Consider the following 24,249-nt stretch of genomic DNA (forward strand, 5'->3'; position numbering starts at 1 on the left):
TCTATATTACTCTCTTGATATGTCTGTTTACGTGACAGCAAATATTTATTGCAACAGGCATCCCCGCAATATGTGTCGGATAAGTCTCAACATTTACTCCAAGAGCTGTAATCCTACCTCCAAGTCCACCTGGTCCGATTCCTAGCTTATTGATTTTCTCAAGCATCTCTTCCTCAAGTTCTCTCACGTAAGGAATATCAGACTTAGAATTCAGATCTCTAGTGAGAGCTTTTTTTGATAGAATAGCACTCTTTTCAAATGTTCCGCCAATTCCTACTCCAACAACAATAGGTGGACAAGCATTGGGACCTGCCATCTCTACTGTTTCAAGAATTGCATTCTTTATTCCCTCGATTCCATCAGCGGGTTTGAGCATATACTGTCTACTCATATTTTCACTTCCAAATCCCTTTGGAGCAACTAGTATCTCTACCTTATCTCCGGGTACAATTTCATAGTGAATAACACCTGGAGTATTGTCACCTGTGTTTACTCTTTCAACAGGATCCTTAACAACAGATTTTCTCAGATATCCTTCAGTATATCCCTGTCTGATACCCTCATTTATAGCATCCTCTATGTAATCGCCCTCAAAGTGAACATCCTGCCCAACTTTAAGAAAAACAACTGCCATCCCTGTATCCTGACATATCGGAATATTTGTCTCGGATGCAATCTCCATGTTCTTTTCAAGCTGACCTAATATCTGCTTTCCAAGTGAAGACTCTTCTCTTTTCTGTGCATCAAGGATTGCATTTTTTACATCACTTGATAATGAAAGATTCACATCAATGCACATCTCCTTGATATTCTTGGTAATTTCACTTGTATTTACAACTCTCATATAACAATCTCCTCGTAAAATAATTGTATTACATACAAGACAATACCCCCAAAATATGATAATTACGAGGAATTCATACATTTAGGGGTTGTCTTTGTTATATTATCTTTATATTATTCTTCCGGCTTTTCCTCTTCCTCAGATTCTTCCTCTTCGGAATCAGTCTTATCTTCCTTTCGCACCTTAGCAATACTAGCAATGACAACATTGTCATCAGTAATATTCATAAGCTTAACTCCTGAAGTAATTCGGCCAAGGACGGAGATATCAGCAATCTTTATACGAATAATGATTCCCTCATTAGTTATGAGAAGCATCTCCTGATCTTCACTTACAATCTTAGCACCTACTACTTCACCAGTTTTTTCTGTAATCTTATAACACTTAACACCCTTACCTCCGCGGTGCTGGACTGTAAATTCTTCAAGAGCTGTTCTCTTTCCGAGACCTTTTTCAGATACGAGAAGAAGCTCATTTCCTTGGGTATCAAGCTGCATTCCGATTACTTCATCTTCAAAACCGAGATTCATTCCTCGAACTCCCATAGAAGTTCTTCCGGTAATTCTTACATCAGTTTCCTTGAACTTTATGCACTGTCCATGCTTCGTAACCAATACAATCTCATTATTGTTATTCGTTACCTTAACTGTTATCAATTCATCATCATCTCTCAAGTGAATTGCAATAAGTCCGGTTTTTCTGATATTCATATATTCGGTTATAGAAGTCTTCTTAACCAAGCCATGTTTTGTCGCCATGAAGAGATATGTATCTTCTTTATACTCTCGCATAGCAATAGTGGCGGTAATCTTCTCATCAGGCATAAGTTGCAACAGATTTACAATCGCAGTTCCTCTGCTCGTCCTACCGGACTCAGCAATCTCATATGCCTTTATCCTATAAACTCTTCCCTTATTCGTAAAGAACATAAGATAATGATGAGTCGTACACATGAATAATTCTTCTATATAGTCATCATCGATTGTAGACATTCCCTTTATTCCCTTGCCACCTCTGTGCTGACTTTTGAAATTATCTACAGTCATTCTCTTGATATATCCGAGCTTTGTCATAGCTATAACTGTATTTTCAACAGGAATAAGATCCTCCATTGAAATATCAAATTCATCATAGCCTATGCTTGTTCTACGATCATCGCCATATTTATCGGCAATTACTCGTATCTCGTCTTTTATTACTCCGAGAAGGAGCTTTCTGTCTGCAAGTATAGCCTTATACTCTTCTATTTTCTTTTGAAGCTCTGCATACTCATTCTCAATCTTTTCTCTCTCCAAACCTGTGAGAGCTCTAAGACGCATATCAACTATAGCCTGGGCCTGAACATCATCGAGATCAAATCTCTCAATGAGTTTTTCCTTTGCTTCTGCTGTACTCTTAGAAGATCTAATGAGTTCAATCACTTCGTCAATATTATCTAATGCTATTAACAAGCCCTTTAAGATATGAGCTCTTTCCTCTGCCTTGTTGAGATCATACTTAGTTCTTCTTGTGACAACTTCCTCTTGATGAGCAAGATAATTGCTGAGCATTTGCATGATATTCATGACTACCGGCTCATTGTTTACAAGAGCCAACATAATTACTCCAAATGTATCTTGCATCTGAGTATGCTTATATAACTGATTTAGAATAACATTTGGATTGGCATCCTTTCTTAACTCGATGACTATTCTCATTCCCTCGCGGTTTGACTCATCTCGAAGTTCTGTTATTCCATCAACTTTCTTTTCCTTGTGCAAATCAGCTATTTTTTCAATAAGTCTAGCCTTATTGACCATATATGGAAGCTCTGTTACTACGATTCTATTCTTGCCATTGGCCATGGCCTCAATATCTGTGACCGCTCTAACTCTAATTTTTCCGCGTCCTGTTCTATAAGCTTCCTCTATTCCCGCTCTTCCAAGGATCATAGCTCCTGTTGGAAAATCAGGTCCTTTGATTATTTCCATAATCTCTTCGATTGAAGTTTCTCTATCTTCCTCAACAATATTGTCAATTATTTTGACAACACCGTTAATAACTTCTCGTAAGTTGTGTGGCGGAATATTTGTCGCCATACCAACTGCAATTCCAGATGTTCCATTTACAAGAAGGTTTGGATAACGTGAAGGAAGCACTTTTGGCTCTTTTTCCGTTTCATCAAAGTTAGGAATAAAATCAACTGTATCTTTGTTAATATCTGAAAGCATTTCCATAGAAATCTTACTAAGTCTTGCCTCAGTATAACGCATGGCAGCTGCTCCATCTCCATCGACGGAACCAAAGTTTCCATGTCCATCTACCAATGGGCATCTAGTTGACCATTCTTGCGCCATATTTACAAGTGCACCATAAATAGAGCTATCACCATGTGGATGATACTTACCCATCGTATCACCGACGATACGCGCACATTTTCTATGAGGCTTGTCAGGTGTATTATTCAACTCACTCATGGCATATAATATACGTCTCTGAACAGGCTTCAATCCATCTCTTACATCAGGAAGTGCACGCGATGCAATAACCGACATAGCATAGTCTATATAGGAATCTTCCATAGTTTTCTTAAGATCTACGGGTTTAATATCGTCTATGGAATTTTTATCAAAAATGTTCTCATCCATCGATTATATTTCCTTTCTGCTAAATATCCAAATTAGCAAATCTTGCATTTTTCTCTATAAATTCTCTTCTTGGCTCAACCTGATCTCCCATCAAAGTGGTAAATGTTAAGTCTATCTCAGATGACTGTTCCTCATCCATCTGAACCTTGAGTAAAACTCTCTTGGAAGGATCCATGGTCGTATCCCACAACTGCTCTGCATCCATCTCGCCAAGTCCTTTGTATCGCTGAATACTGTTATTGCCATCTCTACCTAACTCTTCCAACTTGCTGTTAAGCTCCTCATCCGAGTAAACATAATATGACTTTTTATTCTTATCAATCTTATAAAGCGGAGGCTGCGCAAGATATACATAACCCTCTTTTATAAGATCTGGCATAAATCTGTAGAAAAATGTCAGCAACAATGTCGCGATATGAGCTCCATCTACATCGGCATCTGTCATGATAATAATCTTATGATATCTTAACTTACTTATATCAAAATCTTCCGAAATTCCCGTGCCAAAAGCCGTAATCATAGCCCTTATCTCATTATTTACAAGAATCTTATCAAGTCTTGCTTTCTCAACATTTAAAATCTTACCTCTAAGTGGCAAGATAGCCTGTGTTGCTCTATCTCTGGCAGTCTTGGCACTACCACCGGCTGAATCTCCCTCAACGATATAAATCTCACAATTCTCAGGATTCTTGTCACTGCAATCTGCAAGTTTTCCAGGAAGACTAGTTCCATCAAGAGCTGTCTTTCTTCTAGTGAGATCCCTTGCCTTACGAGCTGCCTCTCTGGCCCTCTGAGCAAGAATTGACTTCTCACAAATCAGCTTTGCAACACTCGGATTGAGTTCAAGGAAAATAGTCAGCTGCTCAGTTACTATGCTTTCAACAGCCCTCTTAGCCTCGCTATTACCAAGTTTTTGCTTTGTCTGTCCCTCAAACTGTGGCTCAGGAATCTTAATACTTATAATTGCAGTAAGACCCTCTCTTATATCATCTCCACTGAGATTAGGATCATTGTCCTTTAGTATTTTATTAATCCTTGCATAATCGTTAAATGTCTTCGTCATTGCATTCTTGAAACCTGTTAGATGAGTTCCACCTTCAGGAGTAGTTATATTATTGACGAAACTATAACAATTATCAGTAAATGAATCATTGTGCTGGAAAGCAACTTCTACGTAAACATTGCCTTTTTGTCCTTCACAATAAATAATATCCTCGTATAATTCATTCTTACCTCGATTGAGATATTCAACGTATTCTTTGATACCTCCCTCGTATAAGAATGCTTCAACTTTGTCCTCACCGTCTTCCTTGACTCTCTTATCATGTAGGACAATCTTAACTCCCTTAGTGAGGAATGCCATCTCTCTAAGTCTTTTTCTTAGAGTTTCATAATCAAAGATAGTAGTTTCCGTAAAAATAGTCTCATCAGGTAAGAAAGTAACTCTTGTTCCCTGTTTATCAGTCTCTCCGATAACAGCTAGCTCTCCACAAGTCTTGCCTCTCTCATATCTTTGATGATATATTTTTCCATCTTTGTAGATTTCTACTTCAAGCCAATTGGAGAGTGCATTTACAACAGAAGCACCTACACCGTGTAGTCCTCCTGATACCTTGTATCCGCCGCCGCCAAATTTTCCTCCCGCATGAAGTACGGTAAATACTACCTCTACTGCTGGTTTTCCAGCTTTTTTATTAATGCCAACAGGGATACCTCTTCCGTTATCTCTGACGGTAATAGAGTTATCCTCATTAATATAAACATCGATTTTATTACAATATCCAGCTAGAGCCTCATCAATAGAATTGTCCACAATCTCGTATACTAAGTGATGTAAACCTCTTTCGGATGTACTTCCTATGTACATTCCGGGTCTCTTACGAACAGCTTCCAATCCCTCTAGAATCTGAATCTGGTCGGCACCATATTCTACTTTTTCTTCTTTCTTTGGCATTCTGATCCTCTCCTATAATTTGTTTTATAATCTCTAATCTATTATATTACCATCTTTTATATTAAACTTCTTCTTGATATTCAACTCCTGTTCTATAAACTCAACAAGTCCGGTACAGGTTATTATCGTCTGCACACCTTTTATACTCTCAAGAAGATAATTCTGTCTGTTTCTATCAAGCTCCGATAACACATCGTCCAACAAAAGAATTGGCTTCTCTCCTGTCTTCTCCTCAAGTATACTAATTTCAGTAAGTTTGAGGGACAATGCTCCGGTTCGTTGTTGTCCTCTTGAACCATAAACTCTCAGATCATTTTTATTTGAAATAAATGATATATCATCTCTGTGAGGTCCAACATTGCTTGTTTTGGTAAACAAATCTTTTTTTTCGCTCATCAGAAGATTCATCTCAAATGATTCTGTAGTCACATTTGGTTCATACTTGACATCGATAGTTTCTCTGCCACCAGTCAACTTCTCATATATTTCTTTGATATGACCATTTACCTTTTCTATGAACTCTTGCCTGGCCTTTATAATATAGCTTCCATACTCCAAAAACTGAGCATTCCATACATCCAAAGTGTCGAGAAGCTCCGGTATATCACCGATTTGTTTGAGCAGATTATTTCTCTTCTTAAGCACATTCTTGTAATTTGTCAAATTATAAAGATATAATTTATCCAGCTGACAAATCTCCATATCTATGAACCTTCGCCTTGCCTCCGGACCATCTTGAATAATCGATAAATCCTCAGGTGAGAAGAAAACAACATTGGATATTCCCAAAATATCTCCAATTTTTCGGGCGGGAATTCCGTCAAGGGCTACTCCCTTAGTCTTATTCTTCTTGAGATGTATATCAATTCTATGTCTGATATCATTTTTCTTGATTATCATTCTCAAATGTGCTTCATCCTTGCCAAAGTTAATCATCTGCCTATCCTTACTACCCTTATGTGACCTAGTAGTAGAACACAGATAAATAGCCTCGAGAATGTTGGTCTTTCCCTGACCATTATCCCCATATATCACATTTGTCTCACTGTCAAATTCAAAAAGCTCTCTCTCATAATTTCTAAAAGAATCCAACTCAATTGATTCTATGATCATATTCTTTTATTAACCTTTACTTGATTTCCTTCTAACTCGAAAACGTCGCCCTCTCTGAGCTTCTTCCCTCGCCTATACTCAACTTCGCCATTGACCATTACAAGACCGTCTTCGATAATAAACTTGGCATCTACCCCTGAGCCTACCAACCCGGCTAGTTTAAGAGCCTGGCCAAGCTTAATATACTCATCTTTGATATATATATTGTCCATTCTATTCTCCTAACTAATCAATTTTTACTGGAAGAATCATGTATATATAACTATTTTCATCCTTGATGAAACAAGGTGATTTGGCATTGCAGAAGTAAAGATCTACATACTCATCATCTATTACTTTCAATGCATCTATGAAAAACTTAGGATCAAATCCGATTCTCAGATCCTTACCCTCTTTTTCAATTACAATATTCTCATCCATAGAACCTATCTTAGTATTCATCTCCATCTTGATCTCATTGCCAACGATGTTCATGATTACTGGCTTATTCTCACTCTCTCTGAGAAGAAGTGTGGCTCTGTCAATACTCTCCAAAAGCTCTCTTTTGGAAACTTTTACCTTAATCTCATAGTCATTATTGATCATCTGATTGACATTATAGAAGTTACCCTCGATAAGTCTGGATATGATGATGATATTAGGAATCTCAAACAAAACATGATTATTGGTAAAGTAGATCTCTACCTCATCATCTATTCCACCATTCAATATCTTAACAACCTCGTTGAGAGTTTTTCCCGGAATAACAGACTTGATATCATCAAAACTCTCTTTGAGACTATTATTTCTGATGGAAGCTCTGTGAAGATCAAGAGAAGTAATCTTGATATTGTCTCCGCTGATTTCAAAAAGCTCACCTGTATATATCTTATTGCTCTCATTGTTTGAAATCGAGAAAATAGTCTGCTTAATCATTTCTCTGAGAGTAAACTGAGATATTGTTATCTTATTGGATTTATCGATTGTAGGCAGCAATGGAAACTCCTCATGATCCATTCCCATGATGTTGAACTTGGATTTTCCACAGAAAATAAGAATATTGTTGTTCTCATCTGCCTCGAATGACAAACTTTCATTAGGGAGTTTTCTTATAATGTCAAATAACATCTTGGCATTAACCAATATAATTCCCTTCTCCTCAATACTAGCTTCAAATCTAGCTTCTATACCGAGAGACATATCATTGGTTGTAAGTTTGATACTATCATCCAATGTCTCTATCACAACACATTCAAGTACTGGCATAGTAGTTTTGCTTGGTACTGCTTTAAGAACTATATCCAGAGAATTGTTAATGTCATTTTTGTTACATGTAAACTTCATCTTGTTAAAAACTCCTTTCAGTGTAAATCATATATATAAATATATATAAAAGTAGTAGTATATAGTAATAGTAGCTGTTAATTTGTTAAAAACCCCAACTAAACCAGCAATAGTCGAAAAAACTGGAGTCAAAAACTATATCAATTATATATCAATAGATTATCAATAATTGTTAAAAACTTATCAAATCCAAATTTAACTTTTTATAGTTAACATATAACTGACATCAATTAACAGATGTTATTGACAAAATGTTAATTATTATTAGGATTAATCTTTTTAATTATAATATCTATCTCATTTTTTAGTTTTTCATCGGTCTTAATAAGCTCACGAATCTTGTCACGACCGTTAATAACTGTTCCATGTGTCTTATTTCCGAGGATTTTTCCAATGTTGGTTGTCGATAAGTCTGTCAATAACCCTGATAAGTACATGACAATATGTCTTGGACGAGCTATGTACTCTGTTCTTTTGTTGGAATAAATATCCTCTTCGGAAATATTGTAGTGATCCGCAACCACTTTGACAATATACTCAACAGTTATCTCATTGCTCTTATTAGAAACAATGATATCGCTAAGTGCTTCTTCGACCTCACTGAGGGTAAGGTCTTTTTTAAAGTGGGATACTACAAAAACCATCTTGTTATGAGCACCAATGAGGTCTCGAATGTTGTCATTGATATTTTTCGCTATATAATCAAGAACAAATTCTTCGAGTTTGACGCTCTGCTTTTCCTGAATATTTCTTAGGATGGCAATATTAGTCTCATAACTAGGTGGCTGGATATCGATAGGAAGTCCGGATACAAAACGAGACTTGTATCTGTTATCCAATTCCTTCATATCCTTTGGAGGCTTATCACTGGATATAACTATCTGTTTGTTCTGATCTGAGAGATAGTTAAATGTGTTGAAGAATTCAACCTGTGTAGCTTCCTTACCTATTATATATTGTATGTCGTCGATGAGTAAAACATCAACATCTCGAAATTTGCTTCTTAGATTTGCTGTTGCAGTGGAATCCTTTTCCTTATTATTTCTTATTGCCTCTACAACTTGGTTAGTAAAATCTTCTCCTGTTACATATAATACCTTTAGTTCAGGGTTGTTCATTATTATATGTCTTGCAATGGAGTGCATCAAGTGAGTTTTTCCAAGTCCAGGACTACTGTATAGGAAAAGTGGATTATATACCTGGGAAGTTGGAGATTCGGCAACTGCAAGTGATGCGGAGTAGGCCATGAGATTGTTATCACTGGCTACAAAGTTATCAAATGAGTTTCCAGATGATAGGAAAGGATACTGGGCTTTGATAATACTGGACCTGTCTGACGAATCTGATGAATTGTCAACTTGAACAGTTATATCCTGCTTATAGATGAAGTCTACACTGTATCTCTTACCAAGAACTTCTTCAATTGCCACTTCAATGAAGGAAGTATAATTATTCTTGATGACACCTAGAACTGCATTCTGTTTTTCTTTGTCAACTGATAGAATAACAGTGTCACCTTCCTCTTTGTATACCTCAAGAGGTTTGATAAATGTTCTGAATACAGGACCACTTACAAAATCTTGACTATCTATATAAGCGATAATATCGTTCCATTTTGATTTTACATCTGAAATCATAAAAAAACCTACCTAACTTACTTAGAATTCAATTTAAAGCTAATTTGGACATTCTAAGTACAAATCATACACTACCATTTTAACTCAAAATCACAATTTTTTCAATGGAATTTTGAAAAAGTTGTCAATAATTGTAGGAATTTTGAAAAAAACACTTGACTAATTGTCAAAATCTATCTATAATGAGGTTTGATACGGATTTCTTTAAGGAGGTGTTAAGAGACATGAAAATGACATATCAGCCAAAGAAAAGATCAAGATCTAAGGTTCATGGTTTTAGAAAGAGAATGAGTACTTCAAACGGAAGAAAAGTTCTTGCTAGAAGAAGAGCTAAAGGAAGAAAGAAATTATCTGCATAATTTAGATATATATGTGCAAAGTCACATTTTGATGTGGCTTTTTCTTCTTTTTGCTATTATGGGATAGTAGATTTGAGATGAAGAAAAGTTTTGTTAGATTAGGTAGTAATAGCAATTTTCGCCGGGTTTATCGTTATGGTAAGTCCAAGGCAAACAAGTTACTGGTGATGATAGTTTTGAAGAGGGAAAGCGGTCCCAATAGTTACGGATTTTCTGTTAGTAAGAAGGTTGGTAACAGTGTTGTGCGTCATCATATCACCAGATTATTGAGAGAATCCGTAAGAGAGTTGGACGCACGTGTGGAGAATAGCTACGATATAGTTATAGTTGCCAGGAGTAGTTGTAGTGAATGCGGCTTGAAGGAAATCAAGAGCGCAGTTGAACATTTGTTTAAGATTCATGGTATATTAAAATGAAAAGAATATTTTTGTTTATGATTAGTATATATCGGAAGTTTATATCCCCATTAAAGAGACCTTGTTGCATTTATACCCCTTGTTGTTCTGAGTATGCTTACCAGGCAATAACAAAGTATGGTGCTTTGAAAGGTAGTTTTTTGGGTGCGAAGAGAATCTTAAGATGCCATCCTTTTCACGAAGGTGGTTATGATCCGGTACCATGATTATAGGTGTAGTAGATAGTTTTAGACAAACGTGGAGGTTTTTATCTTGGATATTTTGTATACCATACTTGGTAAAATACTGTATGGAATAGACTATGCTGTATTTTCAGTATTTGGAATTCACAACATAGGTGTATGTATTATAATATTTACAATTATCATGTATACAATTATGTTTCCTTTGAATTCTAAGCAACAGAAGTCTTCTAGACTCATGTCAAAAATCAATCCTGAATTGAATGAGATTAAGAAGAAGTATCAGGGAAAAAAAGATAATGACTCTATGGCAAAGATGAATGCTGAGACCCAGGCTTTGTATGCAAAGTATGGAATATCCCCTATGGGAGGATGTTTACCACTTCTTATTACATTGCCAATCATGTTTGCTCTTTATCAGGTAATCAACCCAAATAATGTACATAAGTATGTTCCTGAACTTGCAAAATTTGAGAGTGCTAAGATGTTCCTTGGTTTAAATGTGGGAATTACTCCTATTGAAAACTTTAAGGCAATAGGTGGTGTACTTGGTGCATTGGCATTTCTTGTGCCAATTCTTGCAGTGGTATTCCAGTTTTTGAACACTAGGCTTATGCAGAATAATACCAATACTAATTCAGGATCAGAGCAGGATTCTATGGCTCAGAGTATGAAGATGATGAACAACTTTATGCCTCTTATGTCAGGATTTTTCTGTCTCTCATTGTCAACAGGAATTGGTATCTACTGGATTATTGGTTCGATTTTTAGATGTGTGCAAGCAGTTATCATCAATAAGCAAGTTGATAGTATTGATATGGATGAGCTTATTGAGAAAAATAAGGAGAAGGCAGCAGCTAAGAATAAGAAGAGAGAAGAAGCTGTAAAGCAGATGGAGATGTACTCTAAGAAAAAGACAAGTTCGATTAGTTCCGTAAGCAGTTATAGTAACCCTTCTAATGATGACAAGGGAAACAGTGATGTTAAGGTGAAGAAAGAGTACAAAAAGGGAAGCATTTCAGGGTATGCTAATATGATATCAAATGACAAGAAATAATTTGTATTGATTCCTTAGATGTAAGGAAGGTGGAGGAAAATCAATGTCAGAATGGATTGAAGTTAGTGCAAAAACTGTAGAAGAAGCAGTTACAGATGCACTTGTAAAGCTAGAGACAACTAGCGATAATATTGAATATGAGGTAATTGAGAAAGGCACTTCAGGAATTCTTGGTCTTGGAAGTAAGCCTGCGATTATTAAGGTTAAGAAGAAAGATAGTGTAGAAGATCTTATCAGAACATTTTTAGATAATCTTTTTGAGAAAATGAACTTGAATGTAAATGTTGACATGGAGTTTAATGTCGAGGAAAATGCCATGTATATCGAATTAACAGGCGATGACATGGGAGCTCTTATCGGTAAGAGAGGACAGACACTTGATTCAATTCAGTATCTTACTTCTCTTGTTGTCAACAAAGACAGAGATGATTATTTAAAGATAAAGCTTGATACAGAGAATTATAGAGAGAGAAGAAAGCAGACTCTCGAAAATTTGGCGAGAAATATGGCTAACAAAGCTAAGAAGTTTAGAAAGCCGGTTGCACTTGAGCCAATGAATCCTTATGAGAGAAGAATCATTCATGCTACATTGCAGGATAATCCTGATGTTGAGACAAATAGTGAGGGTGAGGATCCATATCGTAAGGTAGTAATCAGAGTAACTAAGGAATTTGCTGCTACAGCTCCTAGAAGAAACTTCCGTCGCAGAAATAACAATTATGGCGGCAGAGGTGGAAACAGAGGCGGCTATAGAGGCGGTAACAAAGGTGGTTACAGAAAGAACACTTATAGAAAGAGTTATAAGAGTGATTATAGATCTGATTACAACAATGCTGGTTACAGAAGTAATCATGAAGAGAACAGTGCAGAGTAATTAAGATTTTGACTAGCTTTAGGCGTTGCAGATTGGCAGCGCCTTTTTTCAAATTTTGTGGATGAGGAATATTATGTTTAACGAGGACACTATTGCGGCTATTGCCACCAGTTCTTTGGGTGGAAGTATAAGTATTATAAGAGTTTCTGGAGAAAATGCAGTATCATCTGTTGATGATATTGTTAGTTTTGGTTCCGGAAAAAAATTGTCCGATATGGAAACACACAGGATAAGCTATGGATTTATAAGGGACAAAGATGGCACTCTCATAGATGAGGTTATAATTCTATTAATGCGCGGACCATCAAGCTATACCAGAGAGGATGTAGTAGAAATTCAGTGCCACGGCGGTTCCATGTGTGCGAGACAGATTTTGAGTCTTTTATGCTCCGGCGGAAAAGTTAGAATAGCCGAGCCAGGAGAATTTACGAAGAGAGCTTTTCTCAACGGTCGAATTGATCTTTCTCAGGCTGAAGCAGTCATGGATGTAATAGAATCAAAGAGTAATTATTCCCTCAAAAGTGCTGTCAGTCAGCTACATGGCAAGGTCAAAGAAAAAATAATTAATCTAAGAAAAATAGTCCTAGATGATATATCATATATAGAGGCAGCTCTTGATGATCCGGAACATTTTTCTCTGGATGAATTCGATGCCAAGTTTGAAGTAAGGCTCAAAGAATACAGGGATGAGTTGCAGAAAATAATAGATAATTTCAATAATGGAAGACTTATAAAAGAGGGAATTAATACTGTTATAGTTGGAAAACCAAATGTGGGTAAATCTTCTTTTATGAATTCTATTTTAGGTGCGGAAAGAGCGATTGTTACTGATATACCCGGAACTACTAGAGATGTAATTAGAGAAGATGTAGTAATAGGTAATATTCTTCTTCACTTGATAGATACAGCTGGAATTCATGATACTGATAATAGAGTTGAAATGATTGGAATAGAAAAGGCGAAGGAACATCTCACAATTGCAGATTTGTGTATATTGATACTAGATGGAAGTAGATGTCTTGATGATGAAGATGTAAAGTTAATTAATAATACTAGTAATATGACAAGAATTATATTAATTAACAAAAATGACCTTGAAACTAAGATAGATTTAGATAAAATTAAAAGTATTACGGATGATGATATCGTAGAGATTTCCGCCAAAAGTGGAAATGGAATAGAGGAATTTGAAAATATAATTAAAGAAAAGTTTGATTTAAATGTTCTGTCTTTCAATGATGAAATTTATTTATCAAACCAGAGACAGTTGACACATATAGAAAAAGCAAAGGAAAGTATAGAGAATGTTATGGTGAGCATGGAAAATATGCTCGGAGAAGATTTTTATACTATTGATTTAATGGATGCTTATACAAGCCTTGGATATGTAATCGGTGAGAGTGTTGATGATGACTTGATTGATAATATATTCAAAAAGTTCTGTATTGGCAAGTAGATGATTATAGGAGAAATGTTTTGTTAGAGAAGAATTTTGATTCAGTTGTTATAGGAGCAGGTCATGCCGGATGTGAAGCTGCTCTTGCTATTGCCAGGTTAGGATTTAAAGTTGCTCTGTTTACGATAAGTGTTGACAGTATTGCAATGATGCCATGCAATCCCAATATAGGTGGATCATCAAAGGGTCATCTTGTTAAGGAGATTGATGCTCTTGGTGGAGAAATGGGTAAAAATATTGACTCTACATATATACAGAGTAAGATGCTTAATAAGTCTAAGGGTCCGGCAGTTCACTCCCTTAGAGCTCAGGCTGATAAGAAGGAATACTCCAATCTCATGAGAAGAAAGATGGAGAATGAACCGAATATAACTATTGTTCAGAATGAAGTAATAGATATTAAGACTGAGAAAGTAGATGGCAGAGTAGTAGTTAAAGCTGTAGAGACATATAATCACAGTATATATAATTGTAAAACTTGTGTTATATGTACCGGAACTTATCTTAACTCAAGATGTATTACAGGAGACGTATATAAAGAGGTTGGACCTAATGGTCTTGACTCGGCGACTTTTCTCACAGATTCCCTAAGAAATCTTGGAATTAATATTATGAGATTTAAGACGGGAACTCCTGCTAGAATAGATGGAAATACTGTGGACTTTTCTAAGATGGAACCACAGTATGGAGATGAAAATGTAGTACCATTTTCCTTTACCAACAAACCGGAAGACATAGAGAGAGAACAGGTAAGATGTTGGCTTACATATACTAATGCAAAAACTCATAAAATTATTAATGACAACATCGATAGATCTCCACTCTACTCCGGAATTATAAAGGGAGTTGGACCAAGGTATTGTCCGTCTATCGAAGATAAGGTTGTGAGATTTTCTGACAAAGAAAGACATCAGGTATTTATTGAACCGGAAGGATTATATACCAACGAAGTATATATAGGTGGAATGTCCAGTTCCCTACCGGAAGATGTTCAATATGATATGTACAGATCCGTTCCCGGTTTGGAAAATGCCGAGATTGTAAGAAATGCTTATGCTATTGAGTATGATTGTATTCAGTCAACAGAGTGTAAGTCGAGTTTGGAGATGAAGAAAGTCGACGGACTATTTAGCGCGGGTCAGGCAAATGGAAGTTCCGGTTATGAGGAAGCCGGCGCACAAGGATTGATTGCCGGTATCAATGCTGCAAGAAAAATGCAACACAAGGAACCTATAATATTAGATAGATCCTCATCATATATCGGAGTTCTCATAGATGATCTTGTGACAAAAGGTACCAATGAACCTTATAGAATGATGACTTCAAGAGCTGAGTATAGATTAGTTCTTCGTCAGGATAATGCCGACAAGAGATTAACTCCAATTGGATATGAAGTAGGATTGATTGATGAAGAAAGATATCAGAAGTTTCTTAATAAGATGGAATCTATTGATAGGGAAATCGAGAGAATTAAGAAAGCTACTACAGGTAACAGACCTGAAGTACAGGATGTTCTCAGAAAGTATGGGAGTACAGAACTCAAAAGTGGAATTCATCTTTCAGAACTTATCAAGAGACCTGAACTTGATTACTTCAAAATTGCTCCGATTGATAAAGATAGGCCGGAACTAGATTATGATGTTTGCGAGCAGGTCAATATATTCTTTAAATATGAGGGATATATCAACAGGCAGAATAAGCAAATTGCTCAGTTTAAGAAGATGGAAGAAAAAAAAATACCGGATGATATAGATTATAATGATGTAAATAGTCTTAGACTTGAAGCTATTCAAAAATTATCTGATATTAGACCAAATTCCATTGGTCAGGCTTCCAGAATATCTGGTGTTTCTCCAGCAGATATATCTGTTCTTCTTGTTTATCTTGACTATAAGGGAAAACAGAAGAATGATAATAGTACCGAAAGTGAATGATTTATACAAATATTTACTGTAGAAAAATGTTTCACGTGAAACATTTTTTTACTATATATTGTGGAAAATGATAAATATTGAACAAAGGAAAGTGCCATGAGAAAATTATTCTATAATTATAATATAGATTTAAATGATGATGAAATAGAAAAGTTCCAAAAATACTATGAATTATTGATAGATTGGAATGAGAAAATTAACCTAACAACTATTACCAGATACGAGGAAGTAATCAAGAAACATTTCCTTGATAGTGTGTTAATCTTATCTAAAATGGATAAGGCGGAGTTTGATGGAAAGAGTATTATAGATGTGGGGACAGGTGCAGGTTTCCCTGGAATTCCACTGGCTATATTGTTAAGTAACACTAAATTTACATTAATTGATTCTCTGAGAAAGAGAATTGATTTTCTAAGTGTTGTCATCAAAGAAATTGGTTTAACCAATGTTTCTTTAGTTCATGGAAGAGCAGAAGAGTTGGGAAGAGATGAAATATATAGAGAAATGTTTGATTTATCTATATCAAGAGCAGTTGCATCCCTTCCTATACTTCTTGAGTATTGTTCACCTTTTATTAAAAAGAATGGCGAGTTACTGTTATATAAAAGCCTAAAATCAGATAAGGAAATTGAAGATTCTGACAATGCGCTTAATAAGTTAAATTGTAAAGTTCGAGAAAATCTTGAACTTTGTAATGAAGATGAGTACTATCGTAGTGTTGTAGTCATTGATAAATTCGATTCGACTCCGGATAAATATCCAAGAAATCCGGGTAAACCTAAGAAAAAACCATTATAATGTTTCACGTGAAACATTATATAGTGGGTTGATAAATTTGACATACTATATCTAGGAAGGAATATTTTTCTTCGACAAAAACCATTAAAAATGCTTAATTTAAAGCATTTCTAAGCTTTCACATTCTTTACAATAAATCCAAGATTTGGTATAATAAAGTTTATGGGAGTTGCAAAGTGAATTTGAAGAGTAAAGTAGCGGAGGAAATAATGGATAATAATATTATTGCGATAGCAAACCAAAAGGGCGGAGTTGGAAAAACTACCACCACAATTAATCTTGCTGCTTCAATTGCTGAAAAGGGCAAGAAGGTTTTAGTAGTTGATATGGATCCGCAGGGAAATGCTTCAAGTGGACTTGGAGTTGAAAAGGACCAGGTAAAATATACTGTATATGAGTATATGATTGGTAATAATACTTTTGAAGAGTGTGTTCAGAGTGAAGTATTGGAAAATCTGGATGTGCTACCAACCAAAGTTGATTTAGCTGGTTTTGAAGTAGAAACTCTTGATATGGATAATAGGTATTATATGTTGTCAGAAAGAATAGAGGAGCAGAGAGATAATTATGATTATATCATCATTGATTGTCCACCTTCTCTTAACTCATTGACACTGAATTCCATGACAACAGCAGATTCAATCCTAGTTCCAATCCAGTGTGAATACTATGCTCTCGAGGGATTAGAGCAGCTTATAAGGACAATACTATTGGTCAGGGATAGAATGAATGACAGACTTCATATTAATGGAGTTGTATTTACTATGTATGATTCAAGAACAAATCTATCACTTCAGGTAATAGAAAATGTTCGCGAAAATCTGAATCAGCATATTTATAATACTATAATACCTAGAAATGTTCGTCTAGCGGAGGCACCAAGTTATGGTTTGCCTATAAATATTTATGATAGAAGATCTGCGGGTGCGAAGGCATATAAGGCTTTGGCGGAAGAGATTATATCGAAAGGAGACTTATAATGGCAGCAAGAAAAGGACTTGGTAGAGGATTAAAAAAAGATGTGGGAAATGGATTAGATTCCTTAATAACTCCTAAAAATGAGAAGTTACTCAGTGCTGAAGAGATGATTGATGTTAATAAAATTGAGCCAAACAAAAATCAGCCACGTGTGACTTTCAACGAAGATAAACTTATCGAGCTGGCAGAGTCAATCAAAGTTCATGGCGTTGTTGAACCACTTCTTGTAACCAAGAAAGATGGTTATTATAAGATAATTGCCGGAGAGAGAAGATGGCGTGCAGCTAAGAAAATAGGTCTTAAGAAAGTACCTGTAATTGTAAGAGATTATACTGATCAGGAGATAATGGAGATTGCTCTTATCGAAAATATTCAGAGAGAAGATCTCAATCCAATTGAAGAAGCTATGGCTTATCAAAATCTTATAGAAGAATATAATCTAAAGCAGGATGAACTTGCTGAGAGAGTTGCTAAGAGCAGAACAACTATTACCAACTCCATGAGACTTTTGAAACTAGATAAGAGAGTTCAGGACATGCTTGTGGATGAAAGAATTAGTAGTGGACATGCAAGGGCACTTCTTGCTATTAAGGATATGGATAAGCAGTATGACTTCGCCTTAAAGGTATTTGATGAGAAGTTAAGTGTACGTGAAGTTGAAAAGCTGATTAAGTCACTTGACAAGCCGGAAAAGAAGAAGAAAAAACCAAAAGAGCTTAGTAATGATTTTGTATATCGTGAATTTGAAGAAAAACTCAAGCAAATCATGGGAACAAAAGTTTCTATTAATCGAAAGGACGAGAAGTCTGGTAAGATAGAAATTGAGTATTATTCAAACGAAGATTTTGAGAGAATTACAGATATTTTAAAGCTCAAGGAAAATTAAAAAAATATATATTTATGGAGGTATAATACCAATGTTTCATTGGACAGATGTAGGAATTGATGCTGATTTGGTGAGTTTAATACTAATCGGATTGGTTGTATTATTATTTGTATTAGTTATAGTTGCACTTGCCAAAATTAGCAGTCTAAGGTTGAGATATGAGACCTTTATGGAAGGTAAAGATGGCAAGAGTCTAGAAGAGGCTTTTCAAGATAAATTTGATAATATGGAGGAGATAAATGACGAGATTGTAGATATTAATAAGCGACTTGTTAATATTGATAAGAACCTTCTGAAAACATATCAGAAGCTTGCTATAGTCAAGTATGATGCCTTCAAAGAAGTTGGAGGAACTATTAGTTTTGTCCTCGCTATGCTAAATAATGAAAATGACGGATTTATATTTAATTCGATGCATTCTAATGCAGAGGGCTGTTATAGTTTTATCAAAGAGGTAAAAGGTGGGGAAGTGTTTGTAACACTCTCAGAAGAGGAAAAACAGGCCTTGGAGCAGGCTTTAAATTGTAAGTAATAAAAAATGCCAAAAAGGAAACGCATATTGCTGGTCTTACTCCCTTCAGGTCGTAAGACAATAAAAGGAATCGCATATTGCTGGTCTTACTCCCTTCGGTCGTAAGACAATAAAAGGAATCGCATATTGCTGGTCCTACTCCCTTCGGTCGTAAGACAATAAATTGATAACTAATAAATATAATATAGAAATGATATTTGTTAGTTATTTATTTTTGGCAAAAAAAAAGCCCTTACCCAGCAGTTGCAGGTCTGCCAAACAAGGACTCGGGAGTACGCCTTCGGGGGCTCGAACCCCGGACACCCTGATTAAGAGTCAGGTGCTCTTCCAACTGAGCTAAAGGCGCTTAGCACTTCAATTCCGTAATGCAAGATTTATTATATAACAAAACTTTGGAAAATGCAAGAGGAAATTTGAAAAAAATTCAGAAAATATGTATTTTTATGCAAAATACATATAAAATCGTGAAATATAAGCGTTTTTTTGACAAATAGAACTAAAATATGTAGTATATAATATAGAAAAAAAGCAAATAGTGGAGGAAATATGAGTAAACAAAACAAAAAAATCAACAACAAAATCGGAGGATACCTTAGAGCCATGAAGGGTAACCTTCTATCAATAGTAGTAATTATTGCTGTTATAGTAATCGTAACGGGTATGATTATCAACTGGGGAGCAACAATTTACCAGATAGGAAGGTTCTTTAAAATCATAACTCCTTTCATAGCTGGCATTATTCTAGCTTTCCTTGTGAGCCCTTTGGTGGACAAAATTCATTGGTTGCTTAAGAAGATAACAGGATCTGAAGACAAAAAGAGTCATATCAGAACAATAAGCATAGCTATATCTTATGTAATAGTGTTGGTATTCCTAGGAGTAACATTGGTATATATTGTTCCACAAGTAATCAAAAGTTTCAAGGATTTGACAGTATCTCTGAGAGATTCATATAAATTCTTGATTGAGAACCCAGCCGAGGTACAGCGCAAGTATCCAATTCTTCCAATGGAATCAATCGTAAAATATTTACATGAAAATGTTTCGAAAATTTCAGTGGGATATGGTAAGGATTTTGCCACCTTTGTATTTCCATATATTTTCAACTTTTCAAAATCTATAGTAAGTGGAGCAGTTAATATAATTTTCTCAATTGTCATATCTTGTTACTTTGTAATTGACAAGGCTAAGATTGCAGCCAAGTTAAAAGAAATAATATATGTTTTTTATAAGAAGAAAAATGCTCCGATGGTATGGAATACTATAAGAGAATGTAATCATATATTTAATGGTTTCCTTGTTGGAAAGATGATTGATTCATTAATTATAGGTATTTTGTGCTTGATAATTATGAATATTATTGGGCTCCCATATTCTATATTATTTAGTGTTATCGTTGGAATAACTAACATGATTCCTTATTTCGGACCATTTATCGGGGCAATACCCGGTGTAGTTATATATCTGGTTATTGAACCAAAGAATGCCCTTATCTTTGCCATAATGATTTTCCTTCTCCAGCAGTTTGATGGCCTGTATCTTGGACCTAAGATTCTTGGAGATTTGACCGGTATTAAGCCTTTGATGGTAATATTTGGAATTACAGTAGGTGGGGCATACTTTGGAGTGATAGGAATGTTTTTGGGAGTGCCTACAGTGGCAGTTATAGTTCATCTAATAAAGGTATTCTATAATGCCAAGAAGGAAAAAATGTCTTACAAGCAGAGCTTGTAAGACCAGCAGTATGCGTTTCCAAAAAAATGAGGACTAGCGAAAGCTAATCCTCATAAAGCTATCTGTAAGCAACTAATCTGTTGATTGGCTGACCGAGTGATGAGAATCTCTCTTCGTACTCGGTCATAACATTACCTTTCGCAAATTCACTGTTGTGAAGGTCATATGTAACATCTTTAAGATTCCAGACCGGAGATTCGTTGATGGTTTCTACGGAGAAATCAAAGAGATCTCTGTTATCTGTCTTAAAGCAAATTTCTCCATCAGGCGATAATATAATATCGTACAATGGGAGAAAACGCGAGCTTGTGAGACGACGTTTGGCGTGTCTGTCCTTTGGCCATGGATCTGAAAAATTGAGGTAAATTCGAGAAATCTCGTTTTCATCGAAAACATCGCAGATATCCTTGGCATCCATTCTAATGAAGAATAGATTCTTCAAATCAGTACCGTCGGCGAGATACTTTTCTCGTTTTTCGATTGCGCGGTAGAGGACACTCGAGTACATCTCTATACCAATATAGTTAATATTCGGGTTCTGAAGAGCGAGTTTGTGGATAAATTGTCCTTTTCCCATTCCTATTTCAATATGGATTGGATTGCTATTTCCAAAGAACTCACTCCATCTTCCCTTGTTATCTTGTGGAACCTGAACAACGAATTTGCTATTTTCGATGTATTCTTCGGCACCTTTAACTTTTCTTAATCTCATACTTGCACCATCCTAGTATTTTATGATATTGTATATATACGTGAGTAAATATCATGTATTATAACATAAGATATTTAAAAAATCAAATTCAGAGCTCAAGGAGGTTAAAGAAGTGATAAGGAAAGGCAGAACATTTTTACTGTTCTTCTTACTAATTATAATTAACGGAATTCTTGCGGGAGGTGTGAAATCCGATGCGGCAGCAAAGCCAAGTCTGATATCCGAGACTGCCTGTGTGATGGATATTAATTCTGGTACGATTCTGTATGACAAGGATATGAAGAAAAAGGAGTATCCTGCCAGTATAACTAAGATTTTGACTACATTGGTCGCACTGGAAAACAGCTCTCTTGATGAGAAGGTCAAATATACTAAGGACGCATTTGCCAATTGGGAGAGCGGTGCTTCTAATATAGAGATTGTTGCCGGAGAGAAGATAAGTATGGAGGAAAGTCTCTATGCGGTTATGTTGGCATCGGCAAACGAGGCATGTAATGGTGTTGCTCATTATATATGTGGAGATATTGACAAATTTGTTGAGAAGATGAATGCTAAGGCGCAAAGTCTTGGATGTGCTAATTCTCACTTTGCCAATACCAACGGTTTGTGGAGAAAAGATCACTATACATGTGCATATGACATGGCTCTCATTGGAAGAGAAGCTATGAAGAATCCGACATTCAGAACTATCACGGGAACGAAGATATATAGGATGTCTAAGACCAATAAGAGAAAAGCTGGATATACCCTCATCAATCATCATAAGATGCTTTGTCCGGCAAATTATCCACAGCTAGAGTACAAGTATTGTACGGGGGGAAAGACAGGATATACATATAAATGTAAGAACACTCTTGTAACATTTGCAAAGAAGGATGATCTGGAACTTGTGTGTGTCGTAATGAGAAATCCGGGAGCTGCATGGCAACCTGAGAATGCGTATACTGATTCCACAAAACTTCTCAATTATTGTTTTCAGAATTATGAGGGTATCTCTATTGAGAATGACAAGGTAAATGAGATTAACTCTAAGTATCTTTTTACAAAATTTGCTCCGATGTATAATTCTGAGGAAAAGCTGGTTCACTTGGAAAAGGGAGCTCAGGTGGTTCTTCCCAAGGGAGCAAAACTCAGTGAGACCACGAGAAATATTGAGTTTTTTGATCAGCCGACAGATAATGTCGGAAAAAAAATAATCGGAAAAGTAACTTACCAGTATGATGGATCAGATGTAGGTTCATCGAATATTTACTTTGAAAGCGAGAAAGCTACAACTCTCAATGACAGCATTAATATGAGCGAGTGGTTTGATGAAGCCAAGCAAGAGGCGGAGAAGGAGCCATTTCCTTGGAGAAAAGCAATCGTAATTACTATAGCAATTGTGATAGTTATGGGATTGATTATATTTGCACTCATTATGCTTAGATCTTACAAGATTCGAACAGAGAATAGAAGGCGATATAGGAATAGAAGGCGCGGAAATAGTCGCAGAGATAGAGATTTCTATATCAGATAATATATTAATGTTTTCAAAAAAGGCAAGTGATGATGATCACTTGCCTTTTATATACTATCTGTTGAGATTATCAATGCACTCTTTGAGATACTCGATTTCTTTCATATCTGCTTTTATAGAATTAATATCTGTGAGATATTCATTGTCTTCCTCATCCTTGTGAAGATTAAAGTATGACCTTCCAATCTTACTATATGTATCATTGATGTGCTTTTCGTGAGAGCGTAACTTAGCTTTAAGAGCGCTAGTATCCTTGACCTCGCGAGCTTTGTTTGTTACAGTTTCAGCAGCTTCTGTTAAAGCGTCTGCCATATCTTCAAAAATATTCGACATAAAATCGTCCTTTCCTATAAAATTCCTTGTTTTCATGCTTCTCACCATTATCCCTTAGGAAATAGCTAGTGTTTTAAGTATAATACACTTATTGATAAAAATCAATAGTATACCCAGCAGTAAAAAATATATTTTCAGAATTCGCCGGTATTCGATGGAATATCGGCGAATCTGTGTGTGAAACCCATATTGTAAAATATTCCGATGTGTGATAGAATGATAAGGTAAATCTAAAGTTTTCCAAATATAAGGAGGTTCGTCATGCAGATGTTGTCATTGGAAAAGGAATTAGCAAATAATCCATATCCAGGAAGAGGTATTGTTATTGGGAAGTCACCTAATGGAAAGTATGCGGTAACAGCTTACTTTATCATGGGTCGCAGCGAAAACAGTAGAAACAGAGTATTTGTTGAAGAGGGCGAGGGAATCAGGACAGAGGCTTTTGATCCGTCTAAGCTTGAAGATCCAAGTCTAATTATCTATGCTCCTGTTCGCGTGCTGGGAAAGGACACTATTGTGACTAATGGTGATCAGACAGATACCATCTATGATGGAATCAAGGATGGCAAGTGTTTTGCAGGTGCACTTAAGACCAGAGAGTTTGAGCCGGATGGACCAAACTATACACCTAGAATCTCTGGAATTATGCATATTGATGGAGATTTTGATTATAAGATGTCTATTCTTAAGAGCAACAATGGTAATCCTGATGCATGCAACAGATATACCTTTGATTACTCTAATCCAATAGCTGGAGAAGGACACTTTATCCACACTTATGCTAGAAATGAAGAACCACTTCCAAGTTTCGAGGGTGAGCCAAAGCTAGTTGATATTATGGATGATATTGATGAGTATACAGATATGATTTGGAAGAATCTCAATGAAGATAATAAAGTATCACTTTTCGTGAGATATATTGATATTGAGACAGGAAAATATTCTACAAGAATTGTTAATAAAAACAAGTAAAATTACGAGGTG

General features: G+C 35.8%; 23 protein-coding genes and 1 tRNA gene. 14 read left to right on the forward strand and 10 right to left on the reverse strand.

All coding sequences use genetic code 11. The features are described 5' to 3' along the window. Position 1: 1 nt before the first annotated feature. The 7 genes from L877_RS0104330 to dnaA all read right to left on the reverse strand — a co-directional run bounded on the left by L877_RS0104330 (position 2) and on the right by dnaA (position 9,498). Complete coding sequence (locus L877_RS0104330) at positions 2-844, reverse strand: fumarate hydratase (RefSeq protein WP_026835040.1); 843 nt, start codon at positions 842-844, stop codon at positions 2-4. A 113-nt stretch (positions 845-957) separates the two neighbouring features. Continuing rightward, positions 958-3,471 carry a DNA gyrase subunit A gene (gene gyrA, locus L877_RS0104335; protein WP_026835041.1) on the reverse strand — a complete coding sequence of 838 codons (2,514 nt, stop codon included), beginning with the start codon at positions 3,469-3,471 and terminating at the stop codon, positions 958-960. 19 nt (positions 3,472-3,490) lie between these two features. Further along, entirely contained in the window at positions 3,491-5,425 is a 1,935-nt protein-coding gene (gene gyrB, locus L877_RS0104340) for a DNA topoisomerase (ATP-hydrolyzing) subunit B (RefSeq protein ID WP_026835042.1), read from the reverse strand. Between the two features lie 33 nt (positions 5,426-5,458). After that, the gene (recF, locus tag L877_RS0104345) at positions 5,459-6,538 is read right to left on the reverse strand and encodes a DNA replication/repair protein RecF (RefSeq protein ID WP_026835043.1); all 1,080 of its coding nucleotides are present in this window, start codon (positions 6,536-6,538) and stop codon (positions 5,459-5,461) included. Further along, positions 6,535-6,750, reverse strand: coding sequence for an RNA-binding S4 domain-containing protein (locus tag L877_RS0104350; RefSeq protein ID WP_026835044.1), 216 nt, complete (start codon positions 6,748-6,750; stop codon positions 6,535-6,537). Before L877_RS0104350 ends, recF begins: the two co-directional genes overlap by 4 nt. Positions 6,751-6,763: 13 nt before the next feature. After that, a complete protein-coding gene (gene dnaN, locus L877_RS0104355; RefSeq protein ID WP_026835045.1) occupies positions 6,764-7,861 on the reverse strand; it encodes a DNA polymerase III subunit beta in 1,098 nt (365 codons plus the stop codon). A gap of 254 nt (positions 7,862-8,115) precedes the next feature. Next, positions 8,116-9,498, reverse strand: coding sequence for a chromosomal replication initiator protein DnaA (dnaA, locus tag L877_RS0104360; RefSeq protein WP_026835046.1), 1,383 nt, complete (start codon positions 9,496-9,498; stop codon positions 8,116-8,118). Positions 9,499-9,722: 224 nt separating this feature from the next. Between dnaA and rpmH the strand changes: the two genes are divergently transcribed. From rpmH to L877_RS0104410, 11 genes are all read left to right on the forward strand, one after another. After that, positions 9,723-9,857: a 50S ribosomal protein L34 gene (gene rpmH, locus L877_RS0104365; RefSeq protein ID WP_026835047.1), complete on the forward strand. Its 135-nt coding sequence runs from the start codon at positions 9,723-9,725 to the stop codon at positions 9,855-9,857. Positions 9,858-9,934: 77 nt separating this feature from the next. Continuing rightward, the gene (rnpA, locus tag L877_RS0104370) at positions 9,935-10,273 is read left to right on the forward strand and encodes a ribonuclease P protein component (protein ID WP_026835048.1); all 339 of its coding nucleotides are present in this window, start codon (positions 9,935-9,937) and stop codon (positions 10,271-10,273) included. Next, positions 10,270-10,479 carry a membrane protein insertion efficiency factor YidD gene (gene yidD, locus L877_RS13835; RefSeq protein ID WP_084554767.1) on the forward strand — a complete coding sequence of 70 codons (210 nt, stop codon included), beginning with the start codon at positions 10,270-10,272 and terminating at the stop codon, positions 10,477-10,479. Before rnpA ends, yidD begins: the two co-directional genes overlap by 4 nt. A gap of 46 nt (positions 10,480-10,525) precedes the next feature. Further along, positions 10,526-11,512 (forward strand): YidC/Oxa1 family membrane protein insertase, encoded by a 987-nt coding sequence (locus L877_RS0104375; RefSeq protein ID WP_026835049.1) that lies wholly within the window; start codon positions 10,526-10,528, stop codon positions 11,510-11,512. Positions 11,513-11,555: 43 nt separating this feature from the next. Then, on the forward strand, positions 11,556-12,386 hold the full coding sequence (gene jag, locus L877_RS12150) for an RNA-binding cell elongation regulator Jag/EloR (RefSeq protein ID WP_051437676.1): 831 nt from the start codon (positions 11,556-11,558) through the stop codon (positions 12,384-12,386). A gap of 73 nt (positions 12,387-12,459) precedes the next feature. Beyond that, positions 12,460-13,842, forward strand: a complete 1,383-nt coding sequence (gene mnmE / locus L877_RS0104385; protein ID WP_026835050.1) for a tRNA uridine-5-carboxymethylaminomethyl(34) synthesis GTPase MnmE — start codon at positions 12,460-12,462, stop codon at positions 13,840-13,842. A 20-nt stretch (positions 13,843-13,862) separates the two neighbouring features. Continuing rightward, positions 13,863-15,776 (forward strand): tRNA uridine-5-carboxymethylaminomethyl(34) synthesis enzyme MnmG, encoded by a 1,914-nt coding sequence (gene mnmG, locus L877_RS0104390; protein ID WP_026835051.1) that lies wholly within the window; start codon positions 13,863-13,865, stop codon positions 15,774-15,776. A gap of 96 nt (positions 15,777-15,872) precedes the next feature. Further along, on the forward strand, positions 15,873-16,574 hold the full coding sequence (gene rsmG, locus L877_RS0104395; RefSeq protein WP_026835052.1) for a 16S rRNA (guanine(527)-N(7))-methyltransferase RsmG: 702 nt from the start codon (positions 15,873-15,875) through the stop codon (positions 16,572-16,574). Between the two features lie 209 nt (positions 16,575-16,783). Beyond that, positions 16,784-17,554 carry a ParA family protein gene (locus L877_RS0104400; RefSeq protein ID WP_034785081.1) on the forward strand — a complete coding sequence of 257 codons (771 nt, stop codon included), beginning with the start codon at positions 16,784-16,786 and terminating at the stop codon, positions 17,552-17,554. Beyond that, the gene (locus L877_RS0104405; protein ID WP_026835054.1) at positions 17,554-18,438 is read left to right on the forward strand and encodes a ParB/RepB/Spo0J family partition protein; all 885 of its coding nucleotides are present in this window, start codon (positions 17,554-17,556) and stop codon (positions 18,436-18,438) included. The genes L877_RS0104400 and L877_RS0104405 overlap by 1 nt, the downstream gene beginning before the upstream one ends. A 31-nt stretch (positions 18,439-18,469) precedes the next feature. Further along, positions 18,470-18,970: a DUF4446 family protein gene (locus L877_RS0104410; RefSeq protein ID WP_026835055.1), complete on the forward strand. Its 501-nt coding sequence runs from the start codon at positions 18,470-18,472 to the stop codon at positions 18,968-18,970. A gap of 273 nt (positions 18,971-19,243) precedes the next feature. Here the strand turns inward: L877_RS0104410 and L877_RS0104415 are convergent. Continuing rightward, positions 19,244-19,316 (reverse strand) — tRNA-Lys (locus L877_RS0104415). Positions 19,317-19,516: 200 nt separating this feature from the next. On the opposite strand from L877_RS0104415, the gene L877_RS0104420 reads away from it, so the two are divergent. Beyond that, positions 19,517-20,704 carry an AI-2E family transporter gene (locus L877_RS0104420; RefSeq protein ID WP_026835056.1) on the forward strand — a complete coding sequence of 396 codons (1,188 nt, stop codon included), beginning with the start codon at positions 19,517-19,519 and terminating at the stop codon, positions 20,702-20,704. Between the two features lie 58 nt (positions 20,705-20,762). On the opposite strand, the gene trmB is transcribed toward L877_RS0104420, so the two are convergent. Then, on the reverse strand, positions 20,763-21,416 hold the full coding sequence (trmB, locus tag L877_RS0104425) for a tRNA (guanosine(46)-N7)-methyltransferase TrmB (RefSeq protein ID WP_026835057.1): 654 nt from the start codon (positions 21,414-21,416) through the stop codon (positions 20,763-20,765). Positions 21,417-21,528: 112 nt separating this feature from the next. Between trmB and L877_RS12155 the strand changes: the two genes are divergently transcribed. After that, a complete protein-coding gene (locus tag L877_RS12155; protein ID WP_051437677.1) occupies positions 21,529-22,932 on the forward strand; it encodes a D-alanyl-D-alanine carboxypeptidase family protein in 1,404 nt (467 codons plus the stop codon). Between the two features lie 54 nt (positions 22,933-22,986). Here the strand turns inward: L877_RS12155 and L877_RS0104435 are convergent, their stop codons facing one another. Further along, on the reverse strand, positions 22,987-23,265 hold the full coding sequence (locus tag L877_RS0104435; protein ID WP_156922983.1) for a hypothetical protein: 279 nt from the start codon (positions 23,263-23,265) through the stop codon (positions 22,987-22,989). A 261-nt stretch (positions 23,266-23,526) separates the two neighbouring features. On the opposite strand from L877_RS0104435, the gene L877_RS0104440 reads away from it, so the two are divergent. Beyond that, positions 23,527-24,237, forward strand: a complete 711-nt coding sequence (locus L877_RS0104440) for an IMP cyclohydrolase (protein WP_026835059.1) — start codon at positions 23,527-23,529, stop codon at positions 24,235-24,237. Positions 24,238-24,249 lie beyond the last annotated feature (12 nt).

Source organism: Eubacterium xylanophilum ATCC 35991, assembly GCF_000518685.1.
Lineage (GTDB): Bacteria > Bacillota > Clostridia > Lachnospirales > Lachnospiraceae > Eubacterium_F > Eubacterium_F xylanophilum.

Excerpts from the sequence above, each read along its gene's own strand:
- gyrB (WP_026835042.1), bottom strand. The coding sequence starts at position 5,425 with ATGCCAAAGAAAGAAGAAAAAGTAGAATATGGTGCCGACCAGATTCAG.
- dnaA (WP_026835046.1), bottom strand. The coding sequence starts at position 9,498 with ATGATTTCAGATGTAAAATCAAAATGGAACGATATTATCGCTTATATA.
- gyrA (WP_026835041.1), bottom strand. The coding sequence starts at position 3,471 with ATGGATGAGAACATTTTTGATAAAAATTCCATAGACGATATTAAACCC.
- L877_RS0104440 (WP_026835059.1), top strand. The coding sequence starts at position 23,527 with ATGCAGATGTTGTCATTGGAAAAGGAATTAGCAAATAATCCATATCCA.
- rpmH (WP_026835047.1), top strand. The coding sequence starts at position 9,723 with ATGAAAATGACATATCAGCCAAAGAAAAGATCAAGATCTAAGGTTCAT.
- L877_RS0104400 (WP_034785081.1), top strand. The coding sequence starts at position 16,784 with ATGGATAATAATATTATTGCGATAGCAAACCAAAAGGGCGGAGTTGGA.
- L877_RS0104435 (WP_156922983.1), bottom strand. The coding sequence starts at position 23,265 with ATGTCGAATATTTTTGAAGATATGGCAGACGCTTTAACAGAAGCTGCT.
- trmB (WP_026835057.1), bottom strand. The coding sequence starts at position 21,416 with ATGAGATTAAGAAAAGTTAAAGGTGCCGAAGAATACATCGAAAATAGC.
- recF (WP_026835043.1), bottom strand. The coding sequence starts at position 6,538 with ATGATCATAGAATCAATTGAGTTGGATTCTTTTAGAAATTATGAGAGA.
- rsmG (WP_026835052.1), top strand. The coding sequence starts at position 15,873 with ATGAGAAAATTATTCTATAATTATAATATAGATTTAAATGATGATGAA.
- mnmE (WP_026835050.1), top strand. The coding sequence starts at position 12,460 with ATGTTTAACGAGGACACTATTGCGGCTATTGCCACCAGTTCTTTGGGT.
- jag (WP_051437676.1), top strand. The coding sequence starts at position 11,556 with ATGTCAGAATGGATTGAAGTTAGTGCAAAAACTGTAGAAGAAGCAGTT.
- dnaN (WP_026835045.1), bottom strand. The coding sequence starts at position 7,861 with ATGAAGTTTACATGTAACAAAAATGACATTAACAATTCTCTGGATATA.
- rnpA (WP_026835048.1), top strand. The coding sequence starts at position 9,935 with ATGAAGAAAAGTTTTGTTAGATTAGGTAGTAATAGCAATTTTCGCCGG.
- yidD (WP_084554767.1), top strand. The coding sequence starts at position 10,270 with ATGAAAAGAATATTTTTGTTTATGATTAGTATATATCGGAAGTTTATA.
- L877_RS0104405 (WP_026835054.1), top strand. The coding sequence starts at position 17,554 with ATGGCAGCAAGAAAAGGACTTGGTAGAGGATTAAAAAAAGATGTGGGA.
- L877_RS0104350 (WP_026835044.1), bottom strand. The coding sequence starts at position 6,750 with ATGGACAATATATATATCAAAGATGAGTATATTAAGCTTGGCCAGGCT.
- L877_RS0104420 (WP_026835056.1), top strand. The coding sequence starts at position 19,517 with ATGAGTAAACAAAACAAAAAAATCAACAACAAAATCGGAGGATACCTT.
- L877_RS0104330 (WP_026835040.1), bottom strand. The coding sequence starts at position 844 with ATGAGAGTTGTAAATACAAGTGAAATTACCAAGAATATCAAGGAGATG.
- L877_RS0104410 (WP_026835055.1), top strand. The coding sequence starts at position 18,470 with ATGTTTCATTGGACAGATGTAGGAATTGATGCTGATTTGGTGAGTTTA.